Raw genomic sequence first — 24,041 nt, forward strand, 5'->3', positions numbered from 1 at the left:
ACCGTGTTGCACCAAACATGTCAAGGTTGAGGACGAGACCGAACGATGAGGACATAATCAGGTTGTGGTCCGCGACATTGTTGAAACTCATTTCGCCGAGGCCGTGGCCGCCCTCTCCCCCGGGGCCCCACGCGATGCCGGCCTGCCTGTACGAGAGGGCACGGGCCTGACCGGGGCTCGCTGCCGCGAGCTGTTCGAGTTCCAGCTCGGCAGCAGGCTCCTGGATGTCACCGCGCGCTGGCTGCGTGAGCAGGGCCAGGGCTTCTACACCATCGGCTCGGCCGGGCACGAGGGCAACGCCGCGATCGCCGCGGCGCTGCGCACCACCGACCCCGCTCTCCTCCACTACCGGTCGGGAGCCTTCTACCTGACCCGGTCGGCGATGGCGGGGCGCCTGCCCGAGGAGGGGCTGCGCGACGTGCTGCTCGGCCTGACCGCCGCGACCGAGGAGCCGATCGCGGGCGGGCGGCACAAGGTGTTCGGCCACCCCGACCTGGCGGTGATCCCGCAGACGTCCACGATCGCCAGCCACCTGCCTCGCGCGGTGGGCGTGGCCTTCGCCATCGAGCGCGCCCGCCAGCTCGGCGTGCCTGGCGCCTGGCCGGACGACGCGATCACGGTGTGCAGCTTCGGCGACGCCTCGATCAACCACGCCAGCGCCCTGTCCGGGCTCAACACCGCCGCCTACGGCTCCCACCAGGGCCTGGCGCTGCCGATCCTGTTCGTCTGCGAGGACAACGGCCTGGGCATCAGCGTGCGCACCCCGCAGGGCTGGGTCGAGGGCGCGCATCATCCGCTGCTCCGTTACTTCGCGGCCGACGGCTGCGATCTGGCCGACGTCCACGACGTGGCGAGGAGCGCCGCCGAGCACGTCCGCACCCACCGCGCCCCGGCCCTGTTGCACGTCAACACGGTCCGGCTGATGGGCCACGCGGGTTCCGACGTGGAGCTCTCCTACCGGACGAAGCGGGAGATCAACGGAGATCTGGAGCGTGACCCGCTCGTCGCGACCGCGCGGCTGCTGGTCGAGGCCGGCCTGACCACACCCGACGAACTGCTGCTCCACTACGACACGACGCGAGAACACCTGTTCAAGATGGCCATGGAGAGCTCGCGGCGGCCCCGGCTGATCTCGGCCGCCGACATCATGGAGCCGCTGGCCCCGCGCACGCCCGAGGCCGTCGCGTCGGCCAGCACCGTGTTCTCGGAGGACACGGAGGCCAGGATCAAGGCCTTCGGCGGCAAGCTGCCCGAGCAGGAGGGCCCGCTGACCCTCTCCCAGGCGATCAACCGGACCCTGACCGACGCCCTGGCCGCCCACCCCGACGTGCTGGTCTTCGGCGAGGACGTGGCCCGTAAGGGCGGCGTCTACGGCGTCACCCGGGGCCTGCAGAAGCGCTTCGGCCTGGGCAGGGTGTTCGACACGCACCTCGACGAGCAGGCCGTGCTGGGCCTGGCCCTCGGCTCGGGGGTCTCCGGGCTGCTGCCGGTGCCCGAGATCCAGTATCTCGCCTACCTGCACAACGCGCTCGACCAGATCCGGGGCGAGGCCGCGACGCTCCCCTTCTTCTCCCAGGGGGCCTTCCGCAACCCGATGGTGGTGCGCGTCGCCTCCTACGCCTACCAGAAGGGCTTCGGCGGCCACTTCCACAACGACAACTCCATCGCCGCGCTGCGCGACATCCCCGGCCTGGTCGTGGCCTCCCCCGCCCGGCCCGACGACGCCGCCTCGATGTTGCGCACCTGCCTGGCCGCCGCCCGCACCGACGGCAGCGTCTGCATCTTCCTCGAACCGATCGCCCTCTACAACACCCGCGACCTGTTCGAGGACGACGACAAGGGCTGGCTCTCGCCGTACGTCCCTCCGGCCCGCTGGGCGGAGACCCACATTCCGATCGGCCGCGCCCGCAGCTACGGCGACGGCCGCGACCTGACCATCGTGACCTTCGGCAACGGGCTGCGGATGAGTCTGCGCACCGCGGTCAGACTCACCGCGGAGGGTTTCAGCTGCCGGGTCCTGGACCTGCGCTGGCTCTCCCCGCTGCCGGTGGAGGATCTGATGCGGGCGGCGGATCTGACCGGCAAGGTGTTGATCGCCGACGAGACCCGCCGCACCGGGGGCGTCTCCGAGACCATCATCGCCGAGCTGCTCGACGGGGGCTTCACCGGCAAGATCGCCCGGGTGACCTCCTCCGACAGCTTCATCCCGCTGGGCGAGGCGGCCAAGCACGTGCTGCTGTCGGAGGACGCGATCGAGGCGGCCGCCCGCAAGCTGCTCAGCTGATCCACGGGCCCGGCAGCCGAGAGGCCGCCGGGTGGAACCCTGCGCTCGTCGACGGCGAACAGGCCCGGCTCCGCCCTTTTCCGTGCAACCTCAGTACGGCGAGGGCCCCCCGAACATCTCCCCGAGGCGGGAGGCCAGAGCCGGGTCACCGGTGAGGTGGACGCGGCCGGCGGCCAGGAGGCCCGCAGGATCGGCGGTGCCCGCGATCAGGCGGAGGAGGTCGGCGCCGGGGAGGGTGAGGACGACGGCGGGATCGGCGACCGAGATCTGGCGCGCGAAGGCGCGGTCACCGCGGATCATGATCGTCCATGGGGTGGGCCCGGTGAGCGCCGGGTCCGAGCCGGTCAGCCGGAACTCGATCGCCCCCTGGAAGCCGAAGAAGTTCGCCCCTTGCACGCCGCGTTCCCTGGCCGTCTCGAGGTCCTCGTGGCACATCATCGGGAGCACCACCGCGAGATTGGGGTTCACGGCGAACCCCGCGGGCAGGCACTCCTCGGAGGCGAGCAACGCGTAGTACTCCCCCAACCAGCGGGCCGCCTCCTGCGGCGTGACAAACGAGAACGACAGCGCGCCGATTCCGTTCCGTGCCGCCAGGTGGATGGTCTCCCTGCGCGAGCAGGCCACCCAGAGCGGCGGGTGCGGCTTCTGCACGGTTTTCGGGATGACGTTGCGGAGATGCATCCGGAGGTACGGCGAGTGCCAGCCGGCGAAGGGCTCCTCCACGAACATCCGGGTGATCGCGTCGATGGCGTCCTGCCACATGGCCCGCTTCTCGCCCCTGGGCACGCCGAACCCGCTCAGCTCGGCGGCGGAGCTGGCCTCACCGGTGCCGAAGTCCACTCGGCCGTCGGAGATCAGGTCAAGGGTGGCGATCCGCTCCGCCACCCGGGCGGGATGGTTGACCGGCGGCGGGATCTGCACGATGCCGTGACCGAGGCGGATGGCGGTGGTTCGCTGCGAGGCCGCGGCGAGGAAGATCCAAGGCGGGTGTGGCCGGCGATAAAAGGCACCCGGGCGGCTTGGGGATCGTGGCTGGTGTTCGCCGGCGAATCCGGCCAGAGCCTCCAGACCGCCCCGAGGAAGGCCCTGGGCCCGCACGGGCCAGACCCCGGTGCTGGAGGTCTCCTACGGTGACCGGGACCGGGTCTCGATCGCCGCCCTGATCTGCATCAAGCCCGGCCGTCGCGTCCGGCTGATCTACCGCACGATCACCTATCACCAGCGCCGGGGTGAGCGGAAAGGCTTCGTCGCGGCCGACTTCAAGGCCCTGCTGCACGCCGCCCATGCCCAGCTCAGCGGTCCGATCTCACTGGTGTGGGACAGTTTGCCCGAGCACGTCAGCGCCCAGATGCGCCGGTGGATCACCGCTCAGGGCGGCTGGCTGCTGGTCTATCGGCTGCCGCCGTATGCGCTCGACCTCAACCCGGCCGAGGGGATCTGGTCCAACCTGCGCATCACCCTGCTCAACTTCGCCGTCCGCGGCATCGATGAGCTCACCGCTCTGATCAAGCACCGGCTCAAACGCATGCAGTACCAGCCCGAACTGCTGACCGAATTCATCGCCCAGACCGGACTCATGATCTCCGATCCGATGTAACCCTCAGCTTTCTCGTTTAGTACTGCTTGTGCGCCGTACCCGATGTGACGCGCCGTCGTACCGTATCTCCCTCACGATTGTTTGAGTGGGGTTGGTCGTCGTTGATGGTTGGGGCGATCGAAAGCGGAAGCCCCCGCCGTGATGGCGAATTCGAGGGCTCTCCGCGTTATACGGCCACAGGCAGTTAACCGACTCGACCCGGGAGCCGTTGTACGAGAGGAGTCGATCCTTTCCCCGAGGTGAGGCATCTACGGCATTTCACGAAGTCACCACTACCCAGGCCAGCCCGCCGAACTGACGACGGTTGAATAGGCGAGTTCACTGGTCTGGCATCCCCAGTGGGCCTTCGGTCTTCGAGCCGCCCTCAGCGGTCCACCCTGAAGGGGACCCTGACCACGACCTGGCCGACGACGACGAACGTAGGAGCCAACCTGATTGGAACGACCTGATTACCTGACCCGAGAAAGAAGTAAGAAGGCCCCCATCCCTCGCGGATGGGGGCCCTTCGTCGTTTCAGAGGCTTTGTGGTGGGTGAGCGGGTCAGAGCCTGGGGTTAGTGTTAATGAAAATGCTCATGCGCGAGCAGGTGTTAAACAATCGACCGTAGTACCGACCGTAGAGTCCGTTGATCCTTGTAGTGGTGTCGCCGTACCCGAAGCCGACGATCTGACCGTTATTCGCGTCGATGAGTTGCCACTTGATATCGCTTGCGTCGCAGACCGGGTTGGGCGGCTTGGCTTCGAAGGCTCGGACGTTCACGAACCAGCTGGCCTCCCCCGGATTGTTAGCACTGGCCGAGATCGTACCGGTGGTGCAGCTCCTCGACACAGACAAAAAGAGGGTGCACTCGGCTGTAGCCGTAGCTGCGTACGCTGACGGCGCGGCGACGATTGTCGCGAACAGCGCGACCATGAGCCCGACCGCCACGGATCGGAACGTGCGACTCCCCCCACGTGTTCTCGATGCCGCCTTGCCATCTGTGACCTGGAGATTGACCATCAACGCACCTGTCTCTGCCGAAGCGATGGAATCGAAGTGATCATCGCTTACTCTCCCCCGCGCCGGTATCTGGAAGCTGACAGGTTGTGAGATCGCCAGGCTCGTGATAGACGATCAGGCCGAGTAAGAAATAGAGAGTGCCCCCGGCCGAAGCCGGGGGCACTCTCTATTTTTACGAGAATGATCCACTATCTACAACCACGCCCCCGAGCAGTTGTGCCACTGCCTGCGGATCTTCGAAATAAGAAGCGTGGACGACGAACTTATTGCCAGCAATCACCTTGAAGTCGAAACCAGGCTGTGTGAAATTTGAGTCAGGGTTGAAGAGGTACTTCACGAACTCTGCCGTCTCGGCATCCGTGTTGAGCTTCCGAACCCATGTTCCGGCGTCCTCGTTTCCGACTACGGTGCACTCCGTAGCGGGGTACTTACCGGTGGCGGTGAAGAAGTTGGCAGTCCACGACCTATCGCAGGCGATGCCGTTTTCCTTGAGGGCATTTGCGACATCAGCCTCGGTTTCGAATGCCTTTGCCTGTCCGGCACACCCGCTGAGTGTGATGAGAAATGCAAGAAGGATGAGGAGCTTCCGCATCGGTCATCATTTCCAATCTACCCCCAGCCCACACCGGGGGCTTTTTGCGTTGGGGCTATTCCGTCCAGCCGAGCTTTCCGGCTGCTAGTGAGCAATCAGGGTCCCCACACATGACTTCCCACGTGGGGTAGCTTTCGCCGTCCCATTTCTTTGCACTGAACACGCCGCCGCCGTTGTCGCCCCACCTGTTCATTCCATGAACAATGTCGTTGGCGATGCCCCCGTACGTGTCCATGGCCTCCGGGCCGTCGTAGTAGAGCGCAGTAGTCTTCCCACAAGCCCAGATGTTTTCGTTCTGGAGCGCGGCGGCACCATAGCCGCCATCCTGGCAGGCAAAGCCAACGCCCTTGAGTTTCTGGATGAGTTCGTTGGCGTTCGACGGTTCGCTGGACGTCTGAGGGGACGACAGCGATGGGAAGTGAATGTTGTTTGAGGGGAAAAGCGGTAAGACGATCCAGACCGCAGCGACGAGGACGAAAACAGTTGAGACGAAGGCGAGCACTCCCTGCACCGCAGGAGAGAGGTCGTTCCAACCTTCACGCAGAGACTTGTCAGGCTGGGGGGATTCCATGGGGGGTTTCCATTCTGGCTTCGGAACGTTCCAGGCATCGAAAAAGAAGCCCCCGGCCGAAGCCGGGGGCAGTTGTGCGTAGGAGGCCGGCGAGCTAGCTGATGCGCCTCTGGATGTCGATCAGGATCGACAGCATCTGCGCCTGGCCTTCCTGGAGCGAGGTGACCTTGGAGTCCAGCGCCTTGAGGTCGTTGGCCACCCCGTTGATCCGGTTGGTCAACGCCTCGGCGACCTCCATCTGATCGGCGCGGATCTGGATGTGCTCGTTCTCCACCACCGTGGCGAACCGCAGTGCTGCGTCCTTGATGCTCACACCGACTCCGTCCCGGGGCGCTCGATATCACAGTGGTTGAGCAGCAGGGCCACACCCTGCTCGATGACTGCCAGACGCTCGGTGTCCTCAGCCAGTATCGACTTGATCTCCGCGAGGTCCCGGCCCGCCTGGAACGCCCAGGACTCCAGATCCCGGACGCGATCTTCTATGTTCTTCGCGATCACTCGCTGTACATCCCTTACCGTGGGGGTAAGGGACCTGGCTGATAGCTGCAGTCAGGTCCCGCTTCTTTGAGAGTAGCCGGTACCGGCGTCTCAGCCTCCGGTCTGTCGGCCAGTTGGTTAGTGGTGAAATGAGCCAGGAAAACTATATCTCGCTATACCTTGCTCGGCGCAAAGTGAAAGCTACTTGAGGCTGACGAACGCGCCACCGGAGAAGTACGAGTCGTGCAGCTCGATGCCCGCGAGCTTGATGTTCTTGGGCACGTCGAACAGCAACTGGCCCTTGACCGTGTTGCCGGGGTTGACGTCCTCCAGGAAGGAGTTGGAGTCCTCCACCCAGATGGCAGCACCTGTGTCCGCGTCGTACTCGCGTCCCTTGGAGTCGAGGAGCGTCTGCGCACCGCTGCTAAAGGTCTGTGACTCATCCCCGATGTTCTTCACGGTGACGTGGAAGATCACGTACTGGCCCTGAGCATTCGAGCCGAAGTACTGGCTGCCGACCCGTGAGACACCCTTCTGAACCCTGGTGATCTTGAAGGAGAACTTGCCGTCGCGCACCGTGTCACCGACACCCGGCAGCTTCGGCTTCGGCTTCGGCTTGGGCTTCGGCTTGGGCTCGGGCTCCTTCTCGGGGGCCACGATGTCCGTGGCGCCATCGGTGGGCTCGATGGACTCGGTAGGTGTGGTGGAGCTGTAGGAGTCGGCGAAGGTGGTGGGCTGGTCATCCGAGCCGCCCACGAGGTTGCCCACAACAGCCAGACCGAAGATGACAGCTACAGTGATCAGGCAGCCCTTCAGGCAGCCGCCCGACTTCTTCTGGATGAACACAGGCTGCTGCTGCGGGGGCTGGTATCCGCTGGTCGGGGGGTATGAGGGGTTGTTCATGTGAACTCCTTAATCGGTGGTGAACTATATCTCGCCATAGCTCGCCCACATGCCCAGGGGGCAGGCCGGCGAAGGATCTCGGGGGTACCTTGGGGGTGCGGGACCTGATTGTTAAGGTCAGTCAGGTCCCGCGTCTTTGTGTCAGCCGATCGTTACAGGCCCAAGCCGAGGACCCCGTCCTCGCAAGCCGCCTTGAACGCGGCCTTGTCCTCGTCGGTCTTGGGCCGTGCGTCATCCGACGCAACGTCAGGCCCCTGGAGGTAGTAGAGCGCACTCTCACAGTTCTTGAAGGGGAGCGGCTTGCCCGCCGCCGCCGCCAGCGACGGGTAGCGGAGCATGTTCGCGGCCAGGATGCCCTTGGAGTAGAAGGCGTTCATCATCAGGTCCCGGCCAGGTCCGCCGGTCGTCGGCCCGGAGGCGACCATGAAGGCGAGGCATCCGGCCGCCGCCAGGGTGAGTACCTGGGTGACGATCAGGATCTTGGTCAACTTGCTCATGCGGTTTCCCTTAGGTTCGGTGCTGTCGAGTACTTGATCGTCGTTCATGGTCGCTTCAGCAGTTCCTTAACCAGCCAGTCACACCCGGCCAGGAAAGCCCTGTCGTCCTCCTCTGTCTGCGGTGGGGCGAGCGACAGCCGGATCGGGGCATCTGGCCCCTTGGCGTAGTCGAGCCCCGCCTCGCACGAGGTGAAGTGCCGAAGGCTGCGCGGCTGCGACGTGACCTCATAAGCGGCCTCCGTACCCGACTTGAAGTAGGGGCTCTTCATCGGGTCCGCCTCCGCGCTCGGCCCGTAGACACCCATGAGGGCGGCTCCGGCCGCCGCCAGGGTAAGAGCCTGGGCAGCGACCAGAGACCTGTACGAGCTGTTCACGCCAGCTCCACCTCGGTGCCGATGGGGGCCGTCAGGTCCGCCCACTCCAGTTCCTCGCAGGTGACGAACACCTGCCCGTCCTCCTCGATACGGACGGCCTCCACGCGAGACGTGATCATGCCGCCGAGACCGGCCCACAGGATGATCTCGTCGTCCTTCGAAAGCTCCTCGATGTTGAGGCCGCTCATGCGTTGTCCTTCTCTCTGCTGATGTAGGTGGTGATCCCAGCCCGGAGGCAGTAGATCGACCAGCCCTTGTCGAAGTCCTGGCCGCTGAAGCGGCCCAGCGTGAGCCCAGTGACGTTGCCGTCCAGGTCCAGCGGTGTGCGCCAGGAGACGAACCGGCCATCCCAGGCGGCGAATACGTATTCGGCCACGCCATCCGCGCCGGGGGTGAAGTGCAGGACCGCCGCACCGTTAGGCAGCGGGTCGCCGACCTGCAATGCCTTCATGATCTGACTCACTCCGATGTGATATGTGGTGGGTCAGTCGGCGATGTTCATCTCGGTCACGGTCCAGACGCTGCCGTCCTCGAACTCCAAGGGGGTGCCCATCAGGACCCCACGCAAGTGCATAGCCACCTCGTACTCACTGATCTCGGCGTTCTCGGGGTTGGTGAGTACGAACTCGATGGTGACGTCCATGATCTGATTCCTTCGGTAGTGACGTGCAGACCGCTGTGGCGATCTCCCCGCCCGACCGGACCAAGGCCCGGTGAGCGGAGGGACCGTCAAGCCGCCACGAGCTGATCAAGCTCGACAGCCACCGCGGATTCCTCAACCGCCTCCTCGATCCAGGTGAAGAGGGTTGCGGGGCGGCCACCCTCAGACCTCAGCTTGGATGTGGTCACAAACTCGCTGGCGTCGGTGATCGCTCGGACCTCCGCAGCACGGACCCGCTGGAACTTGCGGGCCACCTCGGTGGAGGTCACACCCTCCGGCCCGGCGCCCTGGATGAAGGCCAGGATGCGCGCCGGGATCTCGTTACCGGACGCCTCGACCTCGGGCAGCGTGTAGGTGACCGTCTCGACCATGTAGGTGATGAGGGCCAGCGCGGCGTCGAAATCCCCGACCGTGAGTTCTGTCCGCTTATCGGCCAGGGCATAGAGGCCGGCGAGTCTGATCATGTACGCCATGGCCCGCTCGGTGTACTGCCCGAGCTGCTCGTTTCCCGTGGTCATCGCGTCGCAGATCTCGCGATGCCGGGTCTCGAAGATCTTCGCGACCGCCATGGGCACGTTCAGGTCGGTGACCTCTTGGGCGAAGTTGACCATGCTCCGGAACCTGTGGCCCAGACGCTCGATGACCTTGTCCGGGTTCGCCGAGGCGAACACCGGGAGCTTCTTCGACTGGAGCACCCAGACCGGGAAGAACCGGTTGTAGGTGCCGCCCGTGGCGTCACGAGACCCGCTGATCGCGCCCCAGTTCTTCGGCTGCACATGCCCGACGATCGCGACGTGTGGCTTGTGGATCTGGAGGTCAACCTGGCTGGTGCGGTGGCCGATGGTCGAGCCGTCCCACGCCTTGCGGAGGTACCCACCGATCTTGGTGTCTCGCTTGGCGTTCGCGATGAACTCGTCCATCTCTTCGGAGATGAAGAGCATGGGCGATGACACGCCCCGGATCGCGCGCTCCGCCAGCTCGTTGGCGAAACCCAGCCCCGTGGCCGGGAGGTTGTACGAGACGTTGTTCTGGAAGAACGACTCCAGCCCGGACTCAATGACCTTCATCGCGATTCCGGTAGCCGTTCCCTTACGGCCCACCCCGGTAGGCCCGACCAAGACCGGCCAGAAGCTCAGCGGCATCGACCCCTTGCCCGTGCCCACACCGGGCAGGCTGCCAACCGCAGCACTGAATCCAGAAAGGAAGGTGACCAGAACACCCACCATGGAGCCCTCGGTGTACTTGTCCAGCTCCTCGACCATCTTGCCGAGTGGACCCTGGAACATGTCCGGATTAGCAACCGGCATCTCATTCGTTAAGCAACTCACCGCATTCTCCTTTATCAAGTAAGTTGAGTTATTGGGATTGACGATCTGGAGACCGCATACCGCTTGCGCGGTGTGCTGGTCCAGTCCTCTCAATCGGTGAGAGTCACGGCCAATTCGTGCGCGCTGTAGCGATCGGCAACAAACCCGGTCACGTCCTGGTCGAACGCGATCACCGAATAAATCCAGTCGCTGGGAGATTCATCGGGGTCGAGTTCGTAGTCGTGCCCGAACTCGGCCAGCAGTTCCTGCTTGATTTCCTCGCGGTCGTCGAGGAACACGAACCTCGATCCTTCCGGATAGGTGACCGTGAGCAGGAGCGGCGGCGCATCCTCATGAGGTGCGAACCAATCGCAAACCATCGTTTGAGTGGGCATCAGGAAACCTTCTCTTTCTTGTTGCTAGGACAGGAGCGAATCGACGTACGCGGGAATGTCAACAGCCTTGAACACGTCGTCGTCATCGAACTCGATGTGAATGTCCGAGCCTTCGGAGTCGGCCTCGGCGTGGCCCTCAAGCCATGTGATAGCCGCATCCCCATGGCCAGCGACCATGAGCAGAGCTGCCACCGAGTCCGCCTCATGGCAGGAGAAGTGGCCGCCATTGTCATAGGCGAACATGCCGCCACCGAATACGTCGGCCAGGTCCGTAAGGCATACGGCGAGAAGGCCAAGGTCGATGGTTGTGGTGGTGGTGTCCGTGTCAAATCTCCTGTGTGGCGTTGTTCGGGCAGGGGTTCAGCGGGTCCATATCGAGTGCGTGTCGGTCGATGCAAATCGAATCCGCATCGATCGGGTCAGTAATGCACCTGTAGAAATTCCCCGCCTTAATGCCCGTCGGAAGCACATGCTCGGGCAATTCACCCGACATAATCCGAGCGGCTTTCCGGAGTGCATCGCCCAAGTGCCCCGACGGCTTACCCTCAACGAATGCCTTAGCGGCCAATTTCATGTTTTCGTTCCAAGATTTATTAGCCGAAAGCGCAGCGACAACACCCGCACCCTTGATTAAATCGCCATCGGCGATCATGTACGCCAGTTGATTAGCCGTGCGGTATCAGGACATTCCACGGCACATTTGGTCGGGCGTGGCCCTGTCCCAAACCGCGAGGGTGTTCCCCACGTATGCCCCACGCGTCATTTCGTTGGCCTTTATCTCGATCATTAATAGCTCCAAACAATGGCTGTAGATGTTCGAGGAAGTGCCCTAGGCGCGTTTGAAGCGCTTGCTCACGCCATTTCTGGCGCACTAAGGATAATGCCGCGAAACTCGTTCCTACCAATCTCATATAGACAGGAAAAAGGGGGACTACACCCACGCCGGGTAGTAGTTGTCCTGGTCGGCGTACCAGCGCTCGATCAGGGCGTATGCCGACCATTTGTCGTCGGCCGTACCCACCAGCTGCACGCGCTTGCCGAACACGGCGTATGCCTCATGCGTCTCCCACACCGTCGATGCGACCTGTTCCCTCCGGCGAATCGTCACGCCGTTGGCGTCTCCGCCACCGGCCACCATGGCCAGTCCATCGCGGTGCGGGTAAGCGCCATATTCGAAGTCGATCACTGTTCCTCCGGTTGTGATCAAGGAGTCACGTCCCGATGACATGACCCCGTGATCACCGCCCGGCGGCGGTGATTGATCAGCGAGAGCGCCCACCTCTCACACGGCCGGGGATCGTCGCACGAGACGAAAAGTCTCTGGGTTCCAGGGCTGCCCGCTGGGGTTCCGGTCCGCCGCCCCGTTCCGGTGGGGCGACCTTCTTCGATTCAGTTCTCAAACAGCTGCTGTAGCGGCGTTCGCGCCGTATCGCGCCACTTGCCGCTCCGGGGATTCCCCCGGCCAGTCCGCGCTCCCTGGCGACCGTCCTGCTCTGCCCCTTCGCCGTGTCGCTCGGTGTTGCTTACAACGAGAACTATGCAGGACATGAGTATGGGAGTCCAACAAGATCTTGCATATACCATTCTCATAGCAGTCGTGATCATGGCTTCCACCTCCCGATTTATCAATTTTAAGAATCTTGAAATTAGTTTGGTAGGCCATTCCCAACAGGCTTTCCAATGAGATTGGGAGAATTGCTCGCACACGGGCACACGGGCACACGGGCACACGGGCACACGGTCCCGCGTGGGCGCTGGGCTCTCGCTCGGCTGGTCGGTCAGTCACGTCGCATGACGCGCTCGGCCGCGCATGGCGCGCCCCCTCGCTCGCATGGGTGCGCTCGCGCCTGCCCCCCGCCTCCGCGCGCCGCCACCCTCGCTCGCGCATGAGGCGCGCTACGCGCGACTACGGGAAGATCACCAGGCGCCATTATTCAGGGTGCCCTTACCGTCTCGCCGGTAGCCCCGGTTTTCGCCTCGATTGAGCTGCGGATTCTCGCCTAACGGCCTAACTCGGTTAGGTCGGATAGGGAGTGCCCGAGAGGCCCCCCTTAATGCCAAAAAGCCCCTCAGAGGCCCTATCGGGGGCCGCCTACGGGGTCTTGGGGAGGCCGCGGCGAGGTGGGGCCGGCGACCTGGAAACTGCCCTCTTGTGGAGGAGCTTCCGCGGAGTTGATCAGGCGGCGGCAGTACCGGTTTCACTGTCCTTCACCCAGTACCTGACGGTGATGTCCATGTCGGTCCGGTCCATCGCGACGATGGGCGCCGTGAGCGTCGGTGCGAGGCAAGGGAGTCTCGGCCAGGGGTGGCCGAGCTGGGACTGGACTCGGTAGATCCAGCCGTCCTCGCCGTTCTCGAAGCGCAGCCGGCTGACGACGAGGTGCTCGTCCTCGTGCAGGGTCTCGTACTCGACTGTAGGTGTTGCCATGAAGTCCACGGCGGGCAGCCTGGACATCCAGACGGTGATGTAGTTGCACTCCCCGTCGAAAAAAGTGCGGAGAAGCCGGCCCCTGAAGAGGGGGGTCGCGAGGTGTGGCGTCTCTGGGTAGATGGAGACCCCGTTGGGGACCTTGTACTCGTAGATGTAGCCGTCCGCGTATGCCTGTCGCATCACGCGCACCCCGGAGGTCGTGTGCGTGAGCACCTCTACGCAGCCCGTGGCGCGGAGGGGGTCTGCTGGGCCGTGTGTGGCTGGTACTTGTGGTGCTAATGGTGCAACTTGTGCTGCCAGCGGGGCAGAAGCGTCTAACATGTCCGATTTATATCGTTTTTAACCCATTTTTGGGTCACACATCGGTGAACGTTGGGTAGATCAGCGCTGGTCAGCCAGCACGTTGGGCTTGCCGGCCTTCTTCCACGCCTGCTCGATGTGGAACCCGACCCGTCCGTTGTCGTTGACTTCCATGTTCTGGCTTTTGGCCCAGGCCCGAGCCTGGGCATTCTCGCTGGGAACGCTCCTCGGGAGCCTCTTAGGCGCCGGTCGGGAGGCCGGCCTCAGTGCGGAGGCGCTGGACCCCTTCTCCACGGTCTCCCATGCCTTGAGGAACTCCTTCTGATGGGTCACGCAGAGGTCGTTCTCCTTGCGCTCGCCCGCCAGGTTGGTCCACGCGTTGTGGTGGATGGCCTCGGCGTCGCCGTCGTGCCAATCACACACCACTATCTGTTTGGTAGCCACGTCTCCCCCATCTGCCATGCCCGATGAAAAAGGAAGAAGTCGGGCGATCAGTCTGTGCTCGTACGGGCGCTGATCTTACCAACCTCCACCTCTTCTATCGCAAAGAGCCCCCGCCAGGGTGGCCTTACCCGCCCTTCACCCAGGTTTGGGCTCCGTTTTGTTTGAAAGTTCTAGCATTTCCCATACTGTATGGCGTATGGACAAAACACCGACTATCGGTTCATCCTATGAATCGGCCGAGGGGGCCAAGATGTGTTCGATCGCTCCAGAGTCCATGTCCGATGAGGTTCTACGGGATCTTCGGGGCTGGAACAGGCTGCTGGCCGAGCTGAGCTGGCACGAATCCATCTACTGGGTGCTCCGTGCCCCGCAGAACCCCATGTCGTACCGGGATCTGGCTTACAAGGCCCATCTCAGCGTCTACTTCCTGTTCCAGATCCACGACTGGCTCCTGATCCACCAGCACGAGCTGGTGAAGGACATCCTCACGCCGTTCCACTGCCCGAAGTGCACCTACCGCATCCACCCGCCGGAGATGCTGGCCGAGCCCTAACGGGTGTCCGGCGCGCGCCAGAGCCGGCGCATGCGCTGCTGCCCCAGTTCCTTGAGAGTTCTGGCGTTCTGCCAGGACTCCAAGGGCTCGGGGAGGTTGTCGAAGAGGGTCGCCTTGACGGCAGACACGAAGAACTGCCAGCTTTCGGGGTCGGTCTCGACGCTGCTCAGGGTTCCTCGGCCGATGGTGACGAACACCCGATCGTCGGAGCCAAAGTGCGGCTCGTAGAGGTCGCCCTTGATGTTGGCCAGGAAGCCATACCAGTCGTATTCGGACACGACGATGGCGTGGCCTTCGCATCCGGTGGCTCGGATCTCAATGACCCTCATGTACTCGGCTCTGCGGGCCTCAATCATCATTGAATTACCTGCCTTATAGTTGCGCCTTGGTTCGCATCATAAACTGGACAAGATATATCTCGCTATGGTTCACTCCTGCTCGCGGTGCCTCGCACTGGCACAATGTGGCCACCTATGGTGATCTGCGTGGTGGACCTGCGCAGCAACGAGCCTCTGTGGCCTCAGATCGTCGAGATCATGACGAAGCGAATCAGATCCGGGCAGTATGAGCCCGGTGAGCGCATCCCGAGCGTCCTTGAGCTGTCTGCTGAGTTCCACGTCACTCCGGTGACGGTGCGTAAGGCCATCGGCGGTCTGCGGGATGCCGGCCTCATCGTCACGCATATCGGCATGGGCTCCTACGTGGCCAACAAGCTGCCATAACGCAAAAAGCCCCCGGCCGAAGCCGGGGGCACCCTTAGCGGGTTATGAGCAGGTGTAGGCGGACGGGGCCTGGTCGAAGGCGATCGGCCAGGTGGTCTTGCCCCGGAGCTTGACGGCCGGGCTGGTGGCCCTGGCGGTCACGTAGCCCTTGCTACCGGCCTTCACCACGTTGTCTCCGGCGTTGAGGGCCTTGAACCCGTAGGAGTACCGGACGCCAGGGGTGTTGCCGATGACAATGTGGGCGGCCTTGTCCGAGCAGCGGGGCTGCTTGAACTCGGGGGCCACGGTCACGGCCTTGCAAGAGGTCTGCACGGTCGCGCTGGCCCAGGGCAGGAACTGCTTCTGCTCCGGTCCCTCGGCCAGGCGCCATTCAACCTTGTGGTAGCCGGAGTTCGGCTTGAAGGGCAGAGTCACCGTCTTGGTGCCCACACCGTCGATCTTGACCAGGTTGTACCTCGGGCCGAACTTCTGACCAGCCAGAGGGCCTTCCTTGATCGTGGCGTCAACGACCGGGGGGTGCTTCGGCCGCTGGTCATCCACGCGATAGTCGAAGGTGTAGGCGAACCGCGTCGGGTTGTTAAAGGTGAGCGTGAGCTTGCCGCACTCGTTGACGGCGGCGGCGCTCGGCACGGTGGGTGCTGCGGCGGCCTGCGTCGCGGAGGGCGTCGGCGTCGGGGTCGCGTCCGCTACGGCGGCCGTGGCCGTCGAGAGAGCTGATGCCGCGAGCAAGCCCGTGGCAACCAGTGCGAACATGGTGTTGATCTTCAAAATGGACCTTTCGCGAAGGGTCGTGCAAGGAAGTGCCCTCCGCTACCAAGGCGCGGAGGGCCTGTCTGTTATATACAATTTCGCTATATCTTGCTATATCTCACTGCAGCTCACGACATATGACTACGCTGCACAGTCGCCGGCCTTTGGCTTGTAGATGACCCGCAGGGGTCCGTACTGGACGCCCAGGGCCAGCCACTCGACATCCTCCAAGTCGTCCCAGTGGACGGTGCAGGACCAGCCACCCTCATGCCGCCGGGCCTTCATCAGGCGCTCCATGAGTGCCCTGCGCTTCGCGAGGCGCTTTTCGATCCGGGTGCGCAGGTCGTTGGAGGTGCGTAGGTGCTCCACGGTGTCGCGCAGCCTCTTGTTCTCCGCGCGGAGCGTGGTCACGGACTCGTCGAGCTGGATCATCTGGTAAATCGCGTCGAGCAGGTCGGGGTCACCCTTCTGCAAGGGGCAGAAGTAGCCGGCCCATGGGCCCCGAGCGCCGTTGCCGGTGCGGTAGGTCATCTCGGCGCGGGAGCAAGCGTTGCCCTGCTGTCCGGGCGGGGTGGATGCCTGCGAGCGGGCCGGGGCGGCAGGACTCGCGGCGGAGCGTGCGGCGGGAGCGGGAGTCCCGGGGTCCAGGGTCTTGGCGAACTTGGCGACGCGGGCGACCAGCTCCAGGTAGTTCTTTGCACCGTTCAGTGTGGTCTCGGCCTCCTCCACGGTGTTGCTGGGGAAGACCGCCCAGGGGGCGTCGAAGCCGCTGCCGAACTTGATCGTGGTCGTGATCTTGGCCTCGGGGCCGTTGTTGACGGTGATGGTGCTCTCCTTGCTCGGGGCGGTGCTGGTGCCGCTCGGGGGGCCTGCGGCCTGCGCCTCATCGGCGGGCGGCTGAGGGGCCGGTACTGCGGTGGCCCAGGGGTCAGTGTCGAACGCGCTCATACTGCTACCAATCTCTTGAATGATGAATTGCGTTTAGTCCCGAATTAGAGGGGTCTCCCACTACTCTGATTCGGTGGATTTATGGAATTTGCTCAGCCTGACCGTTGGTGTGGTTGGCCTGGTTCTGGCTGCCATGCAGGTCCACTACGCGCGCCAACAGGCCAAGCGCGGAGGAAACGCCCAGGAAATGCAGCGCTCAGCTGTACGTCAGGAGGAAGCACCTGTAGGCCAGGAGGAGGTTCCTGTCCCCTCGCGGAAGGTCCCATGGGTGATGCGGCGCATGGCTCCCGCCTCCTGGCAGGAGGACCTAGAGATCTGGAACTACCGCGAGCCACCCCCAGTGGAGAGGAAGCTTCCCAAAGAAGTCAAAGTGTTCGGGTGGGTCGTTCTCTGGCTGCTTCTTGCCTCCATGATTTACGGGATGCTGGGCGGCCCCGGGAGTTCCTGGATGTTAACGGATTGGGCATGATCCGTTGGCGCAGTCCTCGTCGATGCCGCCCTCGACGTTGGACAGCCCGGTGATGAAGATCCAGTCCTGGTAGTCCTGCTCGGAGATTCGCTCGTAGGGGGCCAGCTCATATCCCTGCTCGGGGAAGATCGTGGTTCCCTTGAGCTTGCCTGCGAACTGCAGGATCGTCTCGGCCACGTCCTGCGGGGTGTACTTGGCGGGATCGATGCTGGCGGTGAAGGACACCGCGTTGTCGGCGTACTCGGTCTGGAGCATCTCCTGGAAGGCCAGCAGCTGCTCAAGCGTCAGCTCGTCGGCGGACTCCACGAGGTCGGCGGGCCGGCCGACCTCCTCCACCCGCTCGACCACGGACTCCTTGGACGGGATCTCGACCACGACGGTGTTGGCGGCCTGGGGGTCGGGGAGGATGTTGTATCCCTGCTCGCGGTACCCCTCCACCTGTGCCCGCCGGTCCGGGTCGATCGTCGAGGAGCGAATGCGACGGATGTAGTACCCGTACATGATCGGGTGCCCGCCCTCTGTGGTCCCCGGCAATTTCGCGATTGAGCCGGTGGGTGCCAGGGTGGTCACCTTGACCGGCTCGGGGATTCTGAGTTGGAAGGAGTACTTGCGGGCCTCGTCTCGCACCACCTCCTTAGCTTGCGGAAGATCGCCCGAATGTAGGCCTCCTTGGGTGCCGTGATGTAGCGCACGCCCATGAGCGCCAGCGCCTCCTGGACACCGAAGATGTAGCCGTGGACGGTGATCCCGCCGAAGTCGATGTCGACCTTGGAGGCGGCGGTGCCGTCATCGGGTCGGGCCATCGGCCGCAGGGCGGTGTCGGTGAGGTTGTAGTCGATGTAGTCGGCCACCTGGCGCAGGCCGTCGTTGTAGCGGTCGATCAGGTCGGTGTAGACCTTCTTGCGCCTCCTACGAGCCATTTGTCGCGGTCGGGTTCGGCAACGTCGTTCTTCGCTATCTCGGCCGTCCAGACGGCGCCGAAGACCGCCTGCGCCTCGGGGATGGACATCTGGCGGTCGAACTTCTCCCAGGCGTCGGCCGCGTCGTGGATGGCGGTCCCCTGGGAGAGCCAGGCGGCCGGGAGGACGGGCACACGCAGTTTGCGCTCCAGCTCATATGCCGTGCCGCAGCGGGAAATGCTGGTGACGCGGGAGACCGAGGTGCGTCTGCTCAATCGAGCGCTCCCAATCTCATGTATCTGATCATGGCTTAGGCAGCCTCCTGTCAGAAGTTGATGGTGATGTCCTCGTCGTCTGCGAAGGCGTCTCGAAGCAGTGAGTGCTGGGGCAGTTGCTGGAGTGCGGTGATGATGTCCGCGACCGTGTAGGCGCTGTAGCGGTTGACGACGAGTTCGAAGTAGCCACCTTTGGTACCTGTAGCGAGGGCCACCAAGATTCCGGTGTTCGCCCAGACGATCTCAGGGGTGTTGAGGTCGAGGAGGTTCTTCGGGCCGATCATTGCTACTACCAATCTACAGCTTATGGGAGAAAGAAAAGCGACCCCGTCAAGTGGGGCCGCTGATCCCTTTTCAGGGGAAGGTTGCATCTCGAGTCATTGCCGAATTCACGTCTTCGAGGACCATCGCGATGTGCCATCCGGCTTTGTCGGCGGGTTTCTCGAAGAATCCGGTCTCCTTGGTGTAGTCGATGTCGAGGTCCTCATCATGCAAGCGGACCGCCCAGCGAAGCGCTGAGTTGAGCTTCACGAGGGGGACCTGCTGGCCTTGGGCCACCTTGCTAAGGATTCGCAAGGAGGTGACCGGGCCGGACTGGCTATGCTCCTTGGCCATCTGCCAAGGGATGAACTTGTCGTGCCGCAGGTTTTTCTTCTGCATTCCGAGTCGTTCAACGGCTTGCTGTACGCCGCCTACGGACACATGGAAGTAGTCGGCAATCTCCCGGTAGGGGGTTCCGGCCTCAATGAAGCTCCGGAGTTTAAGCGGGTCGATCTGTCGGTTTCCCATTTATTGGCCCTCACATAATAGTTACGGGGCTATCTCAATTGACTACTCCCTTCGCGAGGTATTACGGATGTGAGCGACAGTAGTAGAAGTGCTCACTTACCTTGTCGGTACGAATGGTTGACATTCGGGAGGCTCTCTATGAGGGAATGTTGCTGCGATTCGGTAGTAGGCCGAACGTACGAATATAATGACCCACCTACACGGTCTCCCGTACGCTCGAAAGCTATCGAATCCATATAGTCAGGTTCCAACCCAGAGCCAGTCTTGCCCGCATAGGCGGGCCCATGGTTTTCGGTTGTGCTTCCACGGAACCTTTATGGTCTTAACATCACTGGGGCGCGGCGAATGACAGCCGTCTTTATATTTTCACCTCAAGAGGCTAGGATCTGCGCCTTTCAGCTACAGCCACCTGTCCCGGACCGTTCTTCAGGCGACGGTGCCCATAGATTATCAAGTGGCGCCGTGCGCATTCTCACCCACTTTCCGACCTTTCGGGCCGGCCGGTGGTGATGCGATTTTTTGAAGCTACCAGACTTATGTAAATCTGTCAACTCCGAGCTGCTCAAGGTCGTTTTAGCAATCCTCGGCATTTCGTTTAGATGAATAAATTACCAGTCTTATGTATGGCGTCAACCCCCGCCGCTTCAACTGATCACAGACTCAGGGGGACGCGAGGCCGCCAGGACGGTCTATTCAGACACGATGCCTGTATGGGAATCCGTGTCCTGTGGTAAGTGGTGCTCGACCTCCCAGGCGTAGTCGAAACCCACCCGATCGGCGATCTCGATCTGCTCCAGCGCGTCCTTGTAGAGCCGCCGCTCGTCACCGGGCTGCCATGGCTTGGGAAGCTGGTGTTCGTAGAAGATGCCGAACCTGATCCGAACCACCTCCTGGCTCCCGGGCCGAGGAGGCCTCCGACCGGAGGTCTCCTCCCGGCCGGCCTTACCCGCATTGGATACCGCATCAACGCGGCACCGCCCATGCGACCGGGGAACGGGAAGCCGGTCACGTGCGGGTCCTGCCGTACGGAAAGCCCGTCGCGTGCCGACCCGGCCCGAGGAAGGAACGTCGCCGCCGGACCGAGCCGGTACGGCCGCCCATCGGCGAGCGGGTCCGCGGCAAGTGAGCACGGCAAACGGTGCACGGTGGTTGTTTTCTTCCAAATTCCCACCAAAAGAGATCGATAGGGGTCCAGACGGCGCCTGGCTGGGTAACTTCCTCCGGGTCAGCGGGCTGCGGAGTCGGCGCTGCGCGCAGAAGACGGTACGGGGGCAGCGGCCCCTGCGCGGGGAGGGCCCTCAGCGGGCACGCCACCGTCATCCGGCACACCACCATCACGAGGAGGTTCACCATGAGTGTCTGGTTCATCACCGGCGCCTCGCGCGGGTTCGGACTTCTCATCGCCCGCGAGGCGCTTGCCCGCGGCAACCAGGTCGTCGCGACCGCCCGCCATTCGAGCGATATCCAGAAGGCGTTGCCCGACGCCGGCGACGATCTGGTCGCGGTCGACCTTGACGTCACGAACGCCCGGCAGGCCGCGGCGGCCGTCCAGGCCGCGACCGACGCTTTCGGACGCATCGACGTTGTCGTCAACAACGCCGGGCGCGGAGTGCTCGGCGCCGTCGAGGAGATTTCCGACGACGAGGCCCGCGCGGTCTTCGATGTCAACGTCTTCGGCACGTTGACCGTGCAGCGCGCCGTCCTCCCCGTCCTGCGCGCCCAGCGGTCCGGGCATGTCATCAACATCAGCTCGGTCGGCGGACTGGTCGGCTCGCCCGGATGGGGCATCTACGGCGCGACGAAGTTCGCGATGGAGGGATTCACCGAGACGCTCAGCCAGGAACTCGCCCCGCTCGGGATACGGGTCACGCTCGTCGAGCCCGGATACTTCCGTACCGACTTCCTCGACGCGTCGAGCCTGCGCACGGAGGGCCTGGTGATCGACGACTACGACCAGACCGCCGGCGCCACGCGCCGTAGGGCGGTCGACGTCAACCACGCACAGCCAGGTGACCCCGTCAAGGCGGCGTCCGCCATCGTCGACATCGCCGAAGTCCCCGATCCGCCGCTGAGGCTGCTCCTCGGCGTGGACAGCGTGACCGGCGTCGAGAACAAGCTCAGGCAGGTGGCCGCGGACATAGAGACCTGGCGCGCCCTGTCCATCTCCACTGACCACGACGACGTCCGCGCGCTATGAGGTCGACGTTCACAGCCAGTCGCGGCGTTTGAACACCAGGTACAGGGTCGTGCAGACGCCCGCCATCAGGAGCACCGCGAACGGGTAGCCCCACGCCCAGTGGAGTTCGGGCATGACGTCGAAGTTCATACCGTAGATGGTGCCGACGAGGGTGGGCGCGAACAGGATGGCGGCCCAGGCGGAGATCCTCTTGACCTCCTCGTTCTGGGCGTTGCTGGCCTCGGTGAGGTTGGTCATGTGCTCGTTCTGGGCCTGGGCGACCATGGTGGAGTTGACCACGAGGATGTCGTGGAGCATCTGGCGGAAGCCGCTGACCCGCTCCCCCACGGTGATCGTGTGATCGGCCACGTCGCGCAGGTATCGCTGCAGCTCCTCGTCCACCCCGTATTTGACCGCCCCCGCGATGAATCCCTCGATCATGCCGAGCAGCGGCTGGGTGGCCCGCTGAAACTCGATCACCTCGCGTGACAGCTCGTAGATCCGGCGCGAGACGCCGGGCTCGTTGCCGAAGACCTGGACCTCGATCTCGTCGATGTCGTTCTGCAGGCCGGCGACCACGGGGGCGTAGCCGTCCACGACCGCGTCGAGGATGGCGTAGAGCACCGCCTGCGGACCCTGGCCGAGCAGCTCGGGGTCGTCCTGCATCCGGCTGCGGACCTGGGAGAGGTCGGGGGCCTCGCTGTGCCGTACGGTGATCACGAAGTTGTGGCCGACGAAGACGTGGAGCTCGCCGAAGTCGACCTCCTCGACCTCGTCGAGGTATCTGGCCGGGCGGAGCACCACGAACAGCGTGTCCCCGTAACGGTCCGCCTTGGGCCGCTGGTGGGCGACGATGGCGTCCTCGACCGCCAGCTCGTGCAGGTCGAACTTCTCCGCGACGTTGAGGATCACCGAGTCCTCGGGCCGGTAGAAGCCGATCCAGGCCATGCTGCCCGGGGTGTTCTTCAGGCTTTCGAGGGCTTCGCGCAGCGACTCGGGGGTGGTGGACCGGCAGCCGTTCACGTAGATCGCGTTGTCGATGATGTGCGACCGGGGCGGGATCGGTTTGTCGCCCGCGGAACGAGGGTCCATCGACCGCTCGGGAGAGTCCCGGACGACGCCGGAACGTCCGCGAACCAGGCTCCGCAGGCCACGCACTCGCCGATCGGTCACACACTTCTCCTCATCGGGTCTTCATGAACTCTTGCAGTGACTGCGTCGCCCTACCCCTGACCGAGGCCCGGAACATCGGGGTCCAGCCGAAGAAGAATCCGACCGGCTTTCCCATGGCCATCTTCGACCACCGCCTGAAGTCGAACTCGTCGTGGTGCCGGACGATCAGGCCGTCCTCGAAGCGGAACAGGGCGTCGACCTCGTTGACGACCGCCCTGCCCGTCCCGCTGAAGGTGTAGTGGGCGGTCCAGTGCGCCGTGCCCTCGTGCTCCTGCGCGGTGATGTCGCGCGCGGTCACGGTGATGTCGGCGCTACGGCCGAGCAGCATCCGCCACATCCCCATGACCTTGTCGCGGCCCTCGAGATCCTGGAAGACGGGGTCGCCGAACGTGACCTCGGGGTGGTAGCAACGCTCCATGGTGTCGGCGTCGCGGCGCCCGAAGGCGTCGTAGAACCTCTTGATGAGGGCGGCGTTCTCGTCGTTCACAAAGATCTCCCGATCATGACTGGCCTGGCGGCTGAGTGTAGTCGGGAGTGAGATCTAGTAAATGGTCGGCATTGTCCCAGCACACCGCTCGCAGCCAGTCCTCACCGAGACCGAGACGGTCCAGTGACTGGAGCTGGTGCGCGTACGAATGCGGGATGTTCGGGAAGTCGCTGCCGAGCAGGACCTTGCCCGCCAACCCGAGGTCACGTAGGCGCGGTTTGAGGCGAGCGGGAAACGGCATGCCGTGCTCGGCGAAGTCGGTGAAGGCCATCGTGGTGTCGAGCCGCACGCCGGAGAACGCCTCGGCCACCTGGAAGAACTCGTCGTACTCCGGCATGCCGAGGTGCGCGATGATCATGGGCAGGCGGGGATGGCGGGCTAGGACCTCGGCGATCGGCTCCGGACCGGTGCACCGGCCGGGCAGGGGGATCGAACTGGCGTGGACGACGACCGGGACGCCCCGCTCCGCCAGCAGCCCCCACACCTCGTCGATCTCCTTCAGCCTGGGATCGAAGTCGCCCACCTGGAGATGGACCTTGAAGATGCGCGCACCGCGCTCGAGCGCGTCCCGCACGTAGTCGAGGACCCCAGGCTCGGGGTAGAAGGTGGCCGAGGGGAGACATCCGGGGGTACGGCGGGCGAAGTCGAGCGTCCAGTCGTTGAGGCTTTCGGCCATGCCCGGTCTGTGCGCGTATGCCAGGGCGGAGAACACCTTCACCCCGAGATCCTTCAGCTGGGCGACCCGCGCCTCGACGGACACCCGGTAATGTATCCGCCACCCCTTCCCCACCAGCGGGCCACCGTTCTCGAAGTGGTGCCAGACTCGGCGCTCCATGCGCTCGGGCAGGAAATGGACGTGCACATCCGCCAGACCAGGCAGACCAAGCCCCCTCCACCAGGCGGAGACCCCGGCGTCCGTCAGTTCCGGAATCCTGTTCTGCACAACTACGACTTTATCGTGAGCAGAC

36 protein-coding genes and 1 pseudogene are annotated in these 24,041 nt (G+C 63.8%); 6 read left to right on the plus strand and 31 right to left on the minus strand.

Annotated elements, in window-relative coordinates:
- Window positions 1–64: 64 nt before the first annotated feature.
- Complete coding sequence (locus CHC08_RS11160; RefSeq protein ID WP_089207146.1) at window positions 65–2,284, plus strand: thiamine pyrophosphate-dependent enzyme; 2,220 nt, start codon at window positions 65–67, stop codon at window positions 2,282–2,284.
- Between the two features lie 90 nt (window positions 2,285–2,374).
- On the opposite strand, the gene CHC08_RS11165 is transcribed toward CHC08_RS11160, so the two are convergent.
- Window positions 2,375–3,382 carry an LLM class flavin-dependent oxidoreductase gene (locus CHC08_RS11165; protein ID WP_089207147.1) on the minus strand — a complete coding sequence of 336 codons (1,008 nt, stop codon included), beginning with the start codon at window positions 3,380–3,382 and terminating at the stop codon, window positions 2,375–2,377.
- 13 nt (window positions 3,383–3,395) lie between these two features.
- Between CHC08_RS11165 and CHC08_RS11170 the strand changes: the two genes are divergently transcribed.
- Complete coding sequence (locus CHC08_RS11170) at window positions 3,396–3,881, plus strand: transposase (protein ID WP_089207148.1); 486 nt, start codon at window positions 3,396–3,398, stop codon at window positions 3,879–3,881.
- Window positions 3,882–4,421: 540 nt separating this feature from the next.
- Here CHC08_RS11170 and CHC08_RS11175 read toward each other — a convergent pair.
- The 18 genes and pseudogenes from CHC08_RS11175 to CHC08_RS11250 form a co-directional block, all read right to left on the minus strand.
- Entirely contained in the window at window positions 4,422–4,808 is a 387-nt protein-coding gene (locus CHC08_RS11175) for a hypothetical protein (protein ID WP_089207149.1), read from the minus strand.
- Between the two features lie 244 nt (window positions 4,809–5,052).
- Window positions 5,053–5,472, minus strand: a complete 420-nt coding sequence (locus CHC08_RS11180) for a hypothetical protein (protein ID WP_089207150.1) — start codon at window positions 5,470–5,472, stop codon at window positions 5,053–5,055.
- 55 nt (window positions 5,473–5,527) lie between these two features.
- The gene (locus CHC08_RS11185) at window positions 5,528–6,043 is read right to left on the minus strand and encodes a hypothetical protein (protein ID WP_089207151.1); all 516 of its coding nucleotides are present in this window, start codon (window positions 6,041–6,043) and stop codon (window positions 5,528–5,530) included.
- Window positions 6,044–6,137: 94 nt separating this feature from the next.
- Window positions 6,138–6,356, minus strand: a complete 219-nt coding sequence (locus tag CHC08_RS11190; protein WP_089207152.1) for a hypothetical protein — start codon at window positions 6,354–6,356, stop codon at window positions 6,138–6,140.
- Window positions 6,353–6,541 carry a hypothetical protein gene (locus CHC08_RS11195; RefSeq protein ID WP_089207153.1) on the minus strand — a complete coding sequence of 63 codons (189 nt, stop codon included), beginning with the start codon at window positions 6,539–6,541 and terminating at the stop codon, window positions 6,353–6,355. The genes CHC08_RS11190 and CHC08_RS11195 overlap by 4 nt, the downstream gene beginning before the upstream one ends.
- Window positions 6,542–6,721: 180 nt before the next feature.
- Window positions 6,722–7,423: a DUF4352 domain-containing protein gene (locus CHC08_RS11200; RefSeq protein WP_089207154.1), complete on the minus strand. Its 702-nt coding sequence runs from the start codon at window positions 7,421–7,423 to the stop codon at window positions 6,722–6,724.
- A gap of 152 nt (window positions 7,424–7,575) precedes the next feature.
- On the minus strand, window positions 7,576–7,920 hold the full coding sequence (locus tag CHC08_RS11205) for a hypothetical protein (protein WP_143653168.1): 345 nt from the start codon (window positions 7,918–7,920) through the stop codon (window positions 7,576–7,578).
- 44 nt (window positions 7,921–7,964) lie between these two features.
- The gene (locus tag CHC08_RS11210) at window positions 7,965–8,294 is read right to left on the minus strand and encodes a hypothetical protein (protein ID WP_089207156.1); all 330 of its coding nucleotides are present in this window, start codon (window positions 8,292–8,294) and stop codon (window positions 7,965–7,967) included.
- Window positions 8,291–8,482 carry a hypothetical protein gene (locus CHC08_RS11215; protein WP_089207157.1) on the minus strand — a complete coding sequence of 64 codons (192 nt, stop codon included), beginning with the start codon at window positions 8,480–8,482 and terminating at the stop codon, window positions 8,291–8,293. The genes CHC08_RS11210 and CHC08_RS11215 overlap by 4 nt, the downstream gene beginning before the upstream one ends.
- On the minus strand, window positions 8,479–8,745 hold the full coding sequence (locus tag CHC08_RS11220; RefSeq protein WP_143653169.1) for a hypothetical protein: 267 nt from the start codon (window positions 8,743–8,745) through the stop codon (window positions 8,479–8,481). The genes CHC08_RS11215 and CHC08_RS11220 overlap by 4 nt, the downstream gene beginning before the upstream one ends.
- Before the next feature lie 33 nt (window positions 8,746–8,778).
- The gene (locus CHC08_RS49445; protein ID WP_179281979.1) at window positions 8,779–8,937 is read right to left on the minus strand and encodes a hypothetical protein; all 159 of its coding nucleotides are present in this window, start codon (window positions 8,935–8,937) and stop codon (window positions 8,779–8,781) included.
- Window positions 8,938–9,023: 86 nt separating this feature from the next.
- Window positions 9,024–10,241 (minus strand): DUF3987 domain-containing protein, encoded by a 1,218-nt coding sequence (locus CHC08_RS11225; protein WP_179281980.1) that lies wholly within the window; start codon window positions 10,239–10,241, stop codon window positions 9,024–9,026.
- A gap of 131 nt (window positions 10,242–10,372) precedes the next feature.
- On the minus strand, window positions 10,373–10,657 hold the full coding sequence (locus CHC08_RS11230) for a hypothetical protein (protein ID WP_143653170.1): 285 nt from the start codon (window positions 10,655–10,657) through the stop codon (window positions 10,373–10,375).
- 24 nt (window positions 10,658–10,681) lie between these two features.
- A complete protein-coding gene (locus CHC08_RS11235; protein ID WP_089207161.1) occupies window positions 10,682–10,900 on the minus strand; it encodes a hypothetical protein in 219 nt (72 codons plus the stop codon).
- 82 nt (window positions 10,901–10,982) lie between these two features.
- Window positions 10,983–11,324: pseudogene (locus tag CHC08_RS48120) on the minus strand (DUF7178 family protein); the annotation flags it as partial.
- A 264-nt stretch (window positions 11,325–11,588) separates the two neighbouring features.
- The gene (locus tag CHC08_RS11240) at window positions 11,589–11,843 is read right to left on the minus strand and encodes a hypothetical protein (protein ID WP_089207162.1); all 255 of its coding nucleotides are present in this window, start codon (window positions 11,841–11,843) and stop codon (window positions 11,589–11,591) included.
- Window positions 11,844–12,833: 990 nt separating this feature from the next.
- On the minus strand, window positions 12,834–13,268 hold the full coding sequence (locus tag CHC08_RS11245; RefSeq protein WP_143653172.1) for a hypothetical protein: 435 nt from the start codon (window positions 13,266–13,268) through the stop codon (window positions 12,834–12,836).
- Between the two features lie 201 nt (window positions 13,269–13,469).
- A complete protein-coding gene (locus CHC08_RS11250) occupies window positions 13,470–13,832 on the minus strand; it encodes an Lsr2 dimerization domain-containing protein (RefSeq protein ID WP_179281981.1) in 363 nt (120 codons plus the stop codon).
- A 274-nt stretch (window positions 13,833–14,106) separates the two neighbouring features.
- Between CHC08_RS11250 and CHC08_RS11255 the strand changes: the two genes are divergently transcribed.
- Entirely contained in the window at window positions 14,107–14,385 is a 279-nt protein-coding gene (locus CHC08_RS11255; protein WP_089207165.1) for a hypothetical protein, read from the plus strand.
- On the opposite strand, the gene CHC08_RS11260 is transcribed toward CHC08_RS11255, so the two are convergent.
- Complete coding sequence (locus CHC08_RS11260; protein WP_089207166.1) at window positions 14,382–14,714, minus strand: hypothetical protein; 333 nt, start codon at window positions 14,712–14,714, stop codon at window positions 14,382–14,384. The two genes, CHC08_RS11255 and CHC08_RS11260, sit on opposite strands and share 4 nt — an antisense overlap.
- 156 nt (window positions 14,715–14,870) lie before the next feature.
- On the opposite strand from CHC08_RS11260, the gene CHC08_RS11265 reads away from it, so the two are divergent.
- Window positions 14,871–15,107: a GntR family transcriptional regulator gene (locus CHC08_RS11265; protein ID WP_218825248.1), complete on the plus strand. Its 237-nt coding sequence runs from the start codon at window positions 14,871–14,873 to the stop codon at window positions 15,105–15,107.
- A 42-nt stretch (window positions 15,108–15,149) separates the two neighbouring features.
- Here the strand turns inward: CHC08_RS11265 and CHC08_RS11270 are convergent, their stop codons facing one another.
- Window positions 15,150–15,860 carry a hypothetical protein gene (locus CHC08_RS11270; RefSeq protein WP_143653173.1) on the minus strand — a complete coding sequence of 237 codons (711 nt, stop codon included), beginning with the start codon at window positions 15,858–15,860 and terminating at the stop codon, window positions 15,150–15,152.
- A 138-nt stretch (window positions 15,861–15,998) separates the two neighbouring features.
- Complete coding sequence (locus tag CHC08_RS11275) at window positions 15,999–16,805, minus strand: hypothetical protein (RefSeq protein ID WP_089207168.1); 807 nt, start codon at window positions 16,803–16,805, stop codon at window positions 15,999–16,001.
- A 73-nt stretch (window positions 16,806–16,878) separates the two neighbouring features.
- Between CHC08_RS11275 and CHC08_RS11280 the strand changes: the two genes are divergently transcribed.
- Window positions 16,879–17,274, plus strand: coding sequence for a hypothetical protein (locus tag CHC08_RS11280; RefSeq protein WP_143653174.1), 396 nt, complete (start codon window positions 16,879–16,881; stop codon window positions 17,272–17,274).
- On the opposite strand, the gene CHC08_RS11285 is transcribed toward CHC08_RS11280, so the two are convergent.
- The 6 genes from CHC08_RS11285 to CHC08_RS11310 form a co-directional block, all read right to left on the minus strand.
- The gene (locus CHC08_RS11285; RefSeq protein WP_143653175.1) at window positions 17,257–17,904 is read right to left on the minus strand and encodes a hypothetical protein; all 648 of its coding nucleotides are present in this window, start codon (window positions 17,902–17,904) and stop codon (window positions 17,257–17,259) included. The genes CHC08_RS11280 and CHC08_RS11285 overlap by 18 nt on opposite strands.
- A complete protein-coding gene (locus CHC08_RS11290) occupies window positions 17,841–18,194 on the minus strand; it encodes a hypothetical protein (RefSeq protein WP_089207171.1) in 354 nt (117 codons plus the stop codon). The genes CHC08_RS11285 and CHC08_RS11290 overlap by 64 nt, the downstream gene beginning before the upstream one ends.
- Window positions 18,155–18,448: a PD-(D/E)XK nuclease family protein gene (locus CHC08_RS49450; RefSeq protein WP_089207172.1), complete on the minus strand. Its 294-nt coding sequence runs from the start codon at window positions 18,446–18,448 to the stop codon at window positions 18,155–18,157. The genes CHC08_RS11290 and CHC08_RS49450 overlap by 40 nt, the downstream gene beginning before the upstream one ends.
- 50 nt (window positions 18,449–18,498) lie before the next feature.
- A complete protein-coding gene (locus tag CHC08_RS49455) occupies window positions 18,499–18,732 on the minus strand; it encodes a hypothetical protein (RefSeq protein ID WP_089207173.1) in 234 nt (77 codons plus the stop codon).
- Between the two features lie 70 nt (window positions 18,733–18,802).
- Entirely contained in the window at window positions 18,803–19,237 is a 435-nt protein-coding gene (locus CHC08_RS11305; protein ID WP_089207174.1) for a hypothetical protein, read from the minus strand.
- 689 nt (window positions 19,238–19,926) lie between these two features.
- Window positions 19,927–20,124 (minus strand): LLM class flavin-dependent oxidoreductase, encoded by a 198-nt coding sequence (locus tag CHC08_RS11310; protein ID WP_089207175.1) that lies wholly within the window; start codon window positions 20,122–20,124, stop codon window positions 19,927–19,929.
- A 464-nt stretch (window positions 20,125–20,588) separates the two neighbouring features.
- Between CHC08_RS11310 and CHC08_RS11315 the strand changes: the two genes are divergently transcribed.
- Window positions 20,589–21,434, plus strand: coding sequence for an oxidoreductase (locus CHC08_RS11315; protein ID WP_089207176.1), 846 nt, complete (start codon window positions 20,589–20,591; stop codon window positions 21,432–21,434).
- 9 nt (window positions 21,435–21,443) lie between these two features.
- On the opposite strand, the gene CHC08_RS11320 is transcribed toward CHC08_RS11315, so the two are convergent.
- From CHC08_RS11320 to CHC08_RS11330, 3 genes are read right to left on the minus strand one after another with little or no spacing between them, the layout of a single operon-like run.
- Window positions 21,444–22,586: a magnesium and cobalt transport protein CorA gene (locus CHC08_RS11320; RefSeq protein ID WP_089207177.1), complete on the minus strand. Its 1,143-nt coding sequence runs from the start codon at window positions 22,584–22,586 to the stop codon at window positions 21,444–21,446.
- A 10-nt stretch (window positions 22,587–22,596) separates the two neighbouring features.
- On the minus strand, window positions 22,597–23,073 hold the full coding sequence (locus CHC08_RS11325; protein ID WP_089207178.1) for a nuclear transport factor 2 family protein: 477 nt from the start codon (window positions 23,071–23,073) through the stop codon (window positions 22,597–22,599).
- A gap of 13 nt (window positions 23,074–23,086) precedes the next feature.
- Complete coding sequence (locus CHC08_RS11330) at window positions 23,087–24,016, minus strand: amidohydrolase family protein (protein WP_245878260.1); 930 nt, start codon at window positions 24,014–24,016, stop codon at window positions 23,087–23,089.
- Between the last annotated feature and the right edge of the window lie 25 nt (window positions 24,017–24,041).

The sequence above is a fragment of the Streptosporangium subroseum genome (assembly GCF_900188345.1).
Lineage (GTDB): Bacteria > Actinomycetota > Actinomycetes > Streptosporangiales > Streptosporangiaceae > Streptosporangium > Streptosporangium subroseum.